We start from the raw sequence: 7,076 nt of genomic DNA on the forward strand, positions 1-7,076 counted from the left end.
CCATGCTCTTTATCAGCGCGACTAACACCAATGCCGGAAAAACCACATGCGCTAGGCTATTAGCCCAATATTGCAACGCTTGTGGCGTTAAAACGATTTTATTAAAGCCCATTGAAACAGGCGTTAATGATGCAACCAACCACTTTAGCGACGCGCATTTGTTCTTGCAAGATAACCGCCTTTTGGATCGCTCTTTAACCTTAAAAGACATCTCATTCTATCGTTATCATAAAGCTTCAGCCCCCCTCATCGCCCAACAAGAAGAATATCCAAACGCCCCCATTGACACGGACAATTTAACCCAACGCCTTCACAATTTCACCAAAACTTACGATTTAGTCATCGTTGAAGGGGCTGGGGGGCTATGCGTGCCTATCACTTTAGAAGAAAACATGCTGGATTTGGCCCTGAAATTAAAAGCCAAAATGCTTTTGATTAGCCATGACAATTTGGGCTTGATTAATGATTGTTTGCTGAATGATTTTTTATTGAAATCCCACCAGCTAGACTATAAAATCGCTATCAATTTGAGGGAAAATAACACCGCTTTTCACAGCATCAGTTTGCCCTATATTGAGCTTTTTAATACACGCTCCAATAACCCCATTGTGATTTTCCAACAAAGCCTGAAAGAATTAATGGGCTTTGCCCTTAAATAAAGTGCAAACAGAACGCACACTGATAAAAAAGCCCCCTAACAGCAAAGCGTATAAAATCCAGCTAAAAATGGGTTTTGAAATGTCAGTGCTCTCTTTTAGGGGCTTTAAAAAAATCACATTAGGGAACATGTTAAACAAATTGATCCGCCAGCCATAGTATTGCACTTCCACTTGCTGGTTGACTAAACTTTGAGCGAGGGCCGAAATATCAGCCGAATTAAACTTAAAATAAAAAGGGAAGCCAAAGCGCGTGTCTTCGTTACGATAAACGGTTACGCTTTTTTTATCTTCAGGGTCGTAAGTTTGCACAAAATAGACATCTCTAGCAAGGGTTTTTACTTCCTTATTATTGGGCGTGTTTTCATTTTCATTCATTCTTTTGACTTCCACCCCGCTAATGACAGCCACGCTATAATGGGGCATGCAATAGCTCACTAAAAGCATGAGTGCTAAAAAGATCGCTGTTAAAATGAATAAAACCACATTACGCACAAATTTTATCAATTTCATTCCTTATGATAGTATTAGCCTAATAATCGCATCAAACACCAGAGCTTAAAAAACGCTCTTTCACATGTTTTCAATCATCACGCTAGCGAATTCAGAGCATTTGACTTCTTTAGCCCCATCCATCAAACGAGCGAAATCATAAGTAACTTTCTTGCTCTTAATCGCTTTCTCCATAGTAGAGACGATCAAATCAGCCGCTTCCACCCAACCCATATGCCTTAACATCATTTCCGCACTCAAAATAATAGACCCCGGATTGACTTTATCTAGCCCAGCGTATTTAGGAGCGGTGCCATGGGTGGCTTCAAACATGCCCACTGTGTCATTGAGATTAGCCCCAGGAGCGATACCAATGCCCCCCACCATCGCCGCTAACGCATCAGAGATATAATCCCCATTCAAATTCATGGTCGCAATGACGCTGTATTCGCTAGGGCGCAATAAGATTTGTTGCAAGAACGCGTCAGCGATCATGTCTTTAATGATGATTTCTTTACCGGTTTTAGGGTTTTTCAAAGAACACCATGGGCCTTTATCAATGACTTGAGCGTTAAATTCTTTTTGAGCGAGCGCATAGCCCCATTTCATGAACGCCCCCTCAGTGTATTTCATGATATTGCCTTTATGCACAAAAGTCACGCTTGGCTTGTCGTTATCAATCGCGTATTCAATCGCTTTTCTCACTAGTCTCTCTGTGCCTTCTTTGCTGATGGGTTTTATCCCTATGCCGCTGCTTTCAGGGAAGCGGATTTTTTTAACCTTTAGTTCATTTTGCAAAAAATGGATGAGTTTTTTCGCTTCCGCGCTGCCTTCTTGCCATTCAATGCCCGCATAAATGTCTTCAGAATTTTCTCTAAAAATCACCATATCCACTTTTTGTGGTTCTTTCACCGGGCTTGGACTCCCATACCACCTTACCGGTCTCAAGCACACATACAAGTCCATTTTTTGGCGTAACGCCACATTCAAAGATCTAAACCCTTCACCAATAGGCGTGGTCAAAGGCCCTTTAATAGAGACTTTATAATGGTTGATCGCTTCAATAGTGTCCGGTAAGAGCCATTGCTCTTCAGGGCTTAATTCTTTATGATCTTTGAATTTTTGATAGCATTTTTCGCCCACAAACACTTCATACCATGCGATTTTTTTCTCGCCCTTATACGCTTTTTGAACCGTGCTATCCACGACTTTAATCATCGCTGGGGTAATGTCTGATCCAATGCCATCGCCCTCAATGAAAGGGATAATGGGGTGGTTTGGCACATGCAATTTGCCGTCTTTAATCGTAATCTCTTCGCCCTCTTTAGGTTTTTGTAAAATTTTAGGGTTGTAAGCCATTGTCTATCCTTTTTCTAAAGTTTGAGTAACTATACTAGCGCAAAAATACTATATAACCCCTAAAAATCTTTTTTTTGAATGCGTGTTTAAAAGTAGCGGTTGGAAATAACTTGAAAAAACGGAATGTTTTTAAAAAGAAATCATTTAATTTTTTGGCTTATAATTAGGAGTTGGATACTATCAAAACTTAAGGGAATCACAATGTCTGTTACTTTAATCAATAATGAAAATAATGAACGCTATGAATTTGAGATGATTGAATGCACCCGTGGGCCAAAAGCGGTGGATTTTTCCAAGCTTTTTGAAACGACTGGGTTTTTTTCCTACGATCCAGGGTATTCTTCTACCGCTGGGTGCCAATCTAAGATCAGCTATATCAACGGCAAAAAAGGCGAATTATATTACAGAGGGCATAGAATAGAGGATTTAGTCGCCAAATACAAATATGTAGATGTGTGCAGGCTATTACTCACAGGGGAATTACCCAAAAATCAAGATGAAAGCTTGGAATTTGAATTGGAATTGCGTCACAGAAGCTTTGTGCATGAGAGCTTATTGAACATGTTTTCAGCTTTCCCTAGTAACGCCCACCCTATGGCGAAACTCTCTAGCGGGGTGTCTATTTTATCCACCCTTTATTCCGCGCACCAAAACATGCACACTGAAGAAGATTACCAGACTATGGCTAGAAGGATTGTCGCTAAAATCCCTACGCTTGCGGCTATTTGCTATCGTAATGAAGTGGGAGCGCCTATCATTTATCCGGATATCGCACGCTCTTATGTGGAAAATATCCTTTTCATGCTAAGAGGGTATCCTTATAGCCGCTTAAAACACACCACTCAAGGCGAAGTAGAAATCACGCCCCTAGAAGTGGAAGCCTTTGATAAAATCCTAACTTTGCACGCTGACCATGGGCAAAACGCCTCTTCTACCACGGTAAGGAATGTCGCTAGCACCGGCGTGCATCCTTATGCGGCCATTAGCGCGGGCATTAGCGCTTTATGGGGGCATTTGCATGGCGGAGCGAATGAAAAAGTGCTTTTACAATTAGAAGAAATCGGTGATGTGAAAAATGTGGATAAATATATTGCACGAGTGAAAGACAAAAACGACAGTTTCAAACTCATGGGCTTTGGGCATAGGGTGTATAAGAGCTACGATCCGCGCGCTAAAATCTTAAAAGGCCTGAAAGACGAACTGCACCAAAAAGGCGTTAAAATGGACGAGAGATTGAGCGAAATCGCCGCGAAAGTGGAAGAAATCGCGCTAAAAGACGAGTATTTCATTGAAAGGAATCTCTACCCTAATGTGGATTTTTACTCCGGCACGATTTTAAGGGCTTTAAAAATCCCAGTGCGTTTTTTCACGCCGGTGTTTGTCATTGGCAGAACCGTGGGCTGGTGCGCTCAATTATTAGAGCATGTCAAAAGCCCGCAAGCTAGGATCACGCGCCCAAGACAAGTCTATGTAGGGGATTAGGCTTTGTTTGAATAGAGCGTTGGTTAGGCTTTAAGAAACGCTTAAAGCCTTGTTTAAAAGAGTAAGGATCTCGCATCAAGCGAGCGATAATTTTTAATAACCGCATGCAAACGCCCCAAAACTCAAGGATAACCCCACTTTTTAAAAAACCCTTGAGTTTTTGGGGGAAACGATTGGCAAAACACGCCTCTTAAGAAAATTTAAGAAATCATTCTTACAATTTAAGGAAATCCTTTTTACAATTTAAGAAATCATTCTTGCAACAAACCCAAAACAATCCAAGTTAAAAACCCTTTTTGTAACTACCCCCATTCAAACAACCTCATTTCTTTTAAAATGACCTTTATTGGTTTAATATTTGTTTAGAAACGCTACAAAAACCTTTTTTTTTTTGAAAGGGCAAAAACGCCTAATTAATATCAAAATCCCATTAATTTATACTATATTAACGAAAGCTTGCGGTATAGTCTTACTTAAAGACACACTTCCGCAAGATTTGACGGACAAAATCAATCTTATTTTAAAAAGAAAAGGAGAAAACATGAAGAAAAAATTTCTGTCATTAACCCTAGGTTCGCTTTTAGTTTCCGCTTTAAGCGCTGAAGAGAACGGCTTTTTTGTGAGCGCCGGCTATCAAATCGGTGAATCCGCTCAAATGGTGAAAAACACTAAAGGCATTCAAGAACTCTCAGACAGCTATGAAAGATTGAACAATCTTTTAACGAATTATAGCGTCCTAAACACTCTCATCAGGCAGTCCGCCGACCCCAACGCCATCAACAACGCAAGGGGCAATTTGAACGCGAGCGCGAAGAATTTGATCAATGATAAAAAGAATTCCCCAGCGTATCAAGCGGTGCTTTTAGCGCTGAATGCGGCAGCGGGCTTGTGGCAAGTCATGAGCTATGCGATCAGCCCTTGTGGCCCTGGCAAAGACAGCAGCAAAAATGGGGGTGTTCAAACCTTTCATAACACACCTTCAAATCAATGGGGAGGCACTACCATTACTTGTAACACTACCAATTATGAACCAGGACAATACAGCATTTTATCCACTGAAAATTACGCGAAAATCAATAAAGCTTATCAAATCATCCAAAAGGCTTTTGGGAGCAGCGGAAAAGATATTCCTGCTTTAAGCGACACCAACACAGAACTCAAATTTACAATCAATAAAAGTAATGGAAACACGAGTAGTAATAATGGAGAAGAAATTGTTACAAAAAATAACGCTCAAGTTCTTTTAGAACAGGCTAGCACCATTATAACTACCCTTAATAGCGCATGCCCATGGATCAATAATGGTGGTGCAGGTGGTGCGAGTAGTGGTAGTTTATGGGAAGGAATATATTTGAAAGGCGATGGGAGCGCGTGCGGGATTTTTAAAAATGAAATCAGCGCGATTCAAGACATGATCAAAAACGCTGCAATAGCCGTAGAGCAATCCAAAATCGTTGCTGCCAACGCGCAAAACCAGCACAACTTGGACACTGGGAAGACATTCAACCCCTATAAAGACGCTAGCTTTTCTCAAAGCATGTTCGCTAACGCTAGAGCGCAAGCAGAGATTTTAAACCGCGCTCAAGCAGTGGTGAAAGACTTTGAAAGAATCCCTGCAGAGTTTGTGAAAGACTCTTTAGGAGTATGCCATGAAAAGGGTAGCGACGGCAATCTCCGTGGCACGCCATCTGGCACGGTTACTTCTAACACTTGGGGAGCCGGTTGCGCGTATGTGGGAGAGACCGTAACGAATCTAAAAAACAGCATCGCTCATTTTGGCGACCAAGCGGAGCGAATCCATAACGCACAAAACCTCGCCTACACTTTAGCGAATTTTAGCGGCCAATACAAAAAGCTAGGAGAACATTATGATGACATCACAGCAGCCATTTCAAGCTTGCCTGATGCGCAATCTTTACAAAATGTGGTGAGCAAAAAGACTAACCCTAATAGCCCGCAAGGCATACAGGACAACTACTATATTGACTCCAACATCCATTCTCAAGTGCAATCTAGGAGCCAAGAACTCGGCAGCAACCCTTTCAGACGCGCTGGGCTAATCGCCGCTTCTACCACCAATAACGGCGCGATGAACGGGATCGGCTTTCAAGTGGGCTATAAGCAATTCTTTGGGAAAAACAAACGATGGGGCGCGAGATACTACGGCTTTGTGGATTACAACCACACCTATAACAAATCCCAATTTTTCAACTCCGATTCTGATGTTTGGACTTATGGCGTGGGGAGCGATTTGTTAGTGAATTTCATCAACGATAAAGCCACTAAACACAATAAGATTTCTTTTGGCGCGTTTGGCGGTATCGCCTTAGCCGGGACTTCATGGCTTAATTCTCAGTATGTGAATTTAGCGAATGTGAACAATTACTATAAAGCTAAAATCAACACCTCTAACTTCCAATTCTTATTCAATCTGGGCTTAAGGACCAATCTCGCCAGAAATAAAAGAAGAGGCGCTGAACATAGCGCACAACATGGCATGGAATTAGGCGTGAAGATCCCCACGATCAACACGAATTACTATTCTTTGCTAGGCACTACCTTGCAATACAGAAGGCTTTATAGCGTGTATTTGAACTATGTGTTCGCTTACTAAAAGCTTAAAACTCCCTTTTTAAACTCCCTTTTTTAAGGGGGTTTTTTTGAACCCTCTCTTTTTTGGGAGGGTTAATCTTTTTACGCTGACTTTCCACTCGCTTTTTAACTTTTCATAAATTAGCGCTCCATCAAAAACACTACCTTAAACCAAGAAAAAGAAATTTCAAGGCATAATCGTTTAAAAGAGCGTTTGCTATTTTTACGCTTCCTTTTAGCTTTATGGCATGCTCCTTGTTTGCCCCATATTGCGACTATAAGGCGCGATAAAATCTTGCAACCAACGCGCTTTAAAGCTCTTAAATGCAAGCCACCCTAAAAAACGCTTTCCACCCTTAAAATAAACCGTGAAACCACCCCTTGCTAAAGCAAGGAGCTTCCTAACTAAAGCGCCCTAATGGACACTAACACGAAAGGCTTTGTTCTTTAAAGTCTGCATGGATATTTCCTACCCCAAAAAGACTTAACCCTTTG

Annotated in this window: 5 protein-coding genes and 1 pseudogene; 3 read left to right on the forward strand and 3 right to left on the reverse strand. The window is 41.4% G+C overall.

What is annotated here, in order from left to right:
- The first annotated feature begins 2 nt into the window (after positions 1-2).
- Positions 3-659 (forward strand): dethiobiotin synthase, encoded by a 657-nt coding sequence (gene bioD / locus H7N67_RS07070; RefSeq protein WP_187939510.1) that lies wholly within the window; start codon positions 3-5, stop codon positions 657-659.
- On the opposite strand, the gene H7N67_RS07075 is transcribed toward bioD, so the two are convergent.
- The gene (locus H7N67_RS07075; protein WP_187939511.1) at positions 636-1,163 is read right to left on the reverse strand and encodes a DUF1523 family protein; all 528 of its coding nucleotides are present in this window, start codon (positions 1,161-1,163) and stop codon (positions 636-638) included. The two genes, bioD and H7N67_RS07075, sit on opposite strands and share 24 nt — an antisense overlap.
- A gap of 66 nt (positions 1,164-1,229) precedes the next feature.
- Positions 1,230-2,507 carry an isocitrate dehydrogenase (NADP(+)) gene (icd, locus tag H7N67_RS07080; RefSeq protein WP_187939512.1) on the reverse strand — a complete coding sequence of 426 codons (1,278 nt, stop codon included), beginning with the start codon at positions 2,505-2,507 and terminating at the stop codon, positions 1,230-1,232.
- Positions 2,508-2,708: 201 nt separating this feature from the next.
- Between icd and H7N67_RS07085 the strand changes: the two genes are divergently transcribed.
- Positions 2,709-3,989, forward strand: coding sequence for a citrate synthase (locus tag H7N67_RS07085; RefSeq protein WP_187939513.1), 1,281 nt, complete (start codon positions 2,709-2,711; stop codon positions 3,987-3,989).
- A 541-nt stretch (positions 3,990-4,530) separates the two neighbouring features.
- Positions 4,531-6,603, forward strand: coding sequence for a Hop family adhesin SabA/HopD (sabA, locus tag H7N67_RS07090; RefSeq protein WP_187939514.1), 2,073 nt, complete (start codon positions 4,531-4,533; stop codon positions 6,601-6,603).
- 403 nt (positions 6,604-7,006) lie between these two features.
- Here the strand turns inward: sabA and H7N67_RS08220 are convergent.
- Positions 7,007-7,076: pseudogene (locus tag H7N67_RS08220) on the reverse strand (RNA-guided endonuclease InsQ/TnpB family protein); the annotation flags it as partial.

The sequence above is a fragment of the Helicobacter pylori genome (assembly GCF_014498195.1).
GTDB lineage: Bacteria > Campylobacterota > Campylobacteria > Campylobacterales > Helicobacteraceae > Helicobacter > Helicobacter pylori_DO.